The sequence below is a fragment of the Halomonas sp. 3D7M genome (genome assembly GCF_014897885.1).
Lineage (GTDB): Bacteria > Pseudomonadota > Gammaproteobacteria > Pseudomonadales > Halomonadaceae > Vreelandella.
Genome location: NZ_JABUZF010000226.1, coordinates 1 through 2,321 on the forward strand (window position 1 = coordinate 1; position 2,321 = coordinate 2,321).

Here is a 2,321-nt window from a genome sequence, read left to right on the forward strand (position 1 = left end):
CTGCTCGATTTTTTTAGCGAGTTGCGCCAAACGTTTGCGCATTAATTTATGATAGTCGCGCCCCAGTGCGTAGCGTGAGACATAGGCACGGCTAGGTTGCCCCAGCACTTTTGTACTTTCTACTTCAGCGGGTAAGTAGTCCATGCGCACGCTGATAACTCGCTGGGTGCCGGGTTCAAGCTCCTCCGGGCGGGTGCGCTTGGTGCCATGTTTCGCCATAAAGCTCATGTCACCGTGGTGACCTTTTTCAAGCCAAGCATCTAGGTGTTTTTCATGAGCTGCTAGCTGAGTGTCTGTAATACCCACTTGCTGAAAACCTAACTCTCGACCCCATGTTTTGATTAGGGCTGCAAGACGCGTCAAGTCATCATCAGATAGTGAAAAGGTGGTGGAGTTTTGCATGGTAAATCAACGGTAGCGCGTTAAGCGCGCTATGCTAACGCATAAGTGGTTATCAACCTACTAGTGCCCAACTGTCACCAGATTAAGGAGAGATCGTGCCCACGTTAAGTACTTCCTCGCTACGCCCCCTTTATACAGCGGCTCAAGTGCGTGAGCTTGATCGGCGTACGATTGCCGGCGGCATTGAAAGTTTTGCCTTGATGCAGCGAGCAGCCTCCAGCGCATGGCACAGTTTCCGCTCCCGCTGGCCGCATGCACGAAGCGTGACAGTGCTGTGTGGTAGCGGTAATAACGGGGGTGATGGCCATGTGCTTGCGGCGTTGGCCATGCAGTCCGGGCTTAAAGTACAGCGCATCTCACTTAGGCCTTTAGAGGCGTTGACGGGGGATGTTGCTCGCGCTGCCGAGCTGGCATCGGCGGCGGGCGTCGGCTTGGACCAGTGGCAGTCAAACACCACCTTGGTGGGTGAGGTGATTGTTGATGCACTGCTCGGTACTGGGCTGTCGGGTGATGTTGCCGGAGAAATCAGGCAAGTGATTGAAGCAATTAATGCGTCGCATCAGCCGGTATTGGCGTTGGATATTCCCTCTGGCATCTCGGCAGACACGGGGGCTGCTATGGGGCTGGCCGTCAATGCAACCTGCACGGTGACGTTTATAGGCGACAAAATTGGCCTGCATACTGGCGATGCACCTGCTTATACCGGTGAAATTGACTTCCGTCCGTTAGGTGTCAAGGCGCAAGCGTTTTTTGATATACCGCCCAGCGCATGGCGTTTGGACGATGAACTTTTGGGTGAGGTATTCACGCCGCGCTCCCGTATCAGCCATAAAGGTGATCTGGGGCATATCGTGGTAATGGGAGGTGCACCAGGGTTTGGTGGTGCGGCGTTGCTCGCTTCTCAAGCGGCCGCGCGTTTAGGCGCCGGTAAGGTCAGCTTGGCAACGGCGCCTGAGCATGTGACTGCTAGTTTGATGCGCTGCCCTGAGGTAATGGCCCATGGTGCTCGCGGTGGCGCCGATGCGAGTCAGCTGCCTTGCCAGGCAGATGTAATCGTTGTTGGGCCGGGGCTGGGTCAAGAAGCCTGGGGGCAAGCGATATTGCAGAGTGCCTTGCAATTAGATGTGCCATTAATTGTTGATGCGGATGCACTCAACCTGTTGGCTAGTCGCTGGCCTGATGAGCGGCGTGATAATTGGGTATTAACACCGCACCCGGGTGAGGCGGCTCGGTTGCTAGGCTGTTCCGTCGCCGATATTCAAGCAGATCGCCCAGTGGCTGCCCGAGCCTTGCAGCGAGCGCGGGGCGGCGTCGTGATTTTAAAGGGGGCGGGTAGCTTAGTGGCGGGCCCCAGTGGGTTAGTGATATGCCCTTATGGCAATCCGGGGATGGCTAGCGGCGGCATGGGGGATGTGCTGAGCGGGATGCTAGGTACACTGGTTGCTCAGAACGACAATATGGAGCGCGGAGCATGGCTTGGGGTGATGGTGCATGCGCTGGCAGGCGATGAAGCGGCTAAAGCAACGGGTGAGCGTGGCTTGCTGGCAAGTGATCTGGCATCCTATGCACGAGTGTTAATTAACCCGTGAAGGCGGCCTACATGCAAGTGCAATTGAATAATGAAGTGTCTCACGTTGCCTTTGGTGAGGCATTAGGGCAGGCGCTGCAAGGTCACGGGCGTGTTTATTTAGAGGGCGACTTAGGCGCAGGAAAAACAACATTGACGCGTGGTATATTGCGCGCTTATGGCTACCAGGGGGCGGTTAAAAGTCCTACTTATACTCTGGTAGAGCCCTACGAACTGGGTGCGCAGCGCATTTATCATTTAGATTTGTATCGTTTAGCAGATCCAGAGGAGCTTGAGTTTATCGGCGGGCGAGATGTGCTTGCCGATGACGCACTCTGTTTAATTGAGTGGC

Annotated in this window: 3 protein-coding genes; 2 read left to right on the plus strand and 1 reads right to left on the minus strand. The window is 55.4% G+C overall.

Going from position 1 to position 2,321, the window contains the following annotated elements:
* A partial coding sequence (locus INT22_RS12655) for a QueG-associated DUF1730 domain-containing protein (RefSeq protein ID WP_193068326.1) occupies window positions 1–402 on the minus strand: 402 nt, incomplete at its 3' end.
* 95 nt (window positions 403–497) lie between these two features.
* Here INT22_RS12655 and INT22_RS12660 point away from each other — a divergent pair.
* Entirely contained in the window at window positions 498–1,991 is a 1,494-nt protein-coding gene (locus tag INT22_RS12660; protein WP_193068327.1) for an NAD(P)H-hydrate dehydratase, read from the plus strand.
* An 11-nt stretch (window positions 1,992–2,002) separates the two neighbouring features.
* Window positions 2,003–2,321: tRNA (adenosine(37)-N6)-threonylcarbamoyltransferase complex ATPase subunit type 1 TsaE (gene tsaE, locus INT22_RS20960; protein WP_226912690.1), on the plus strand; the 319-nt coding region annotated here is incomplete at its 3' end.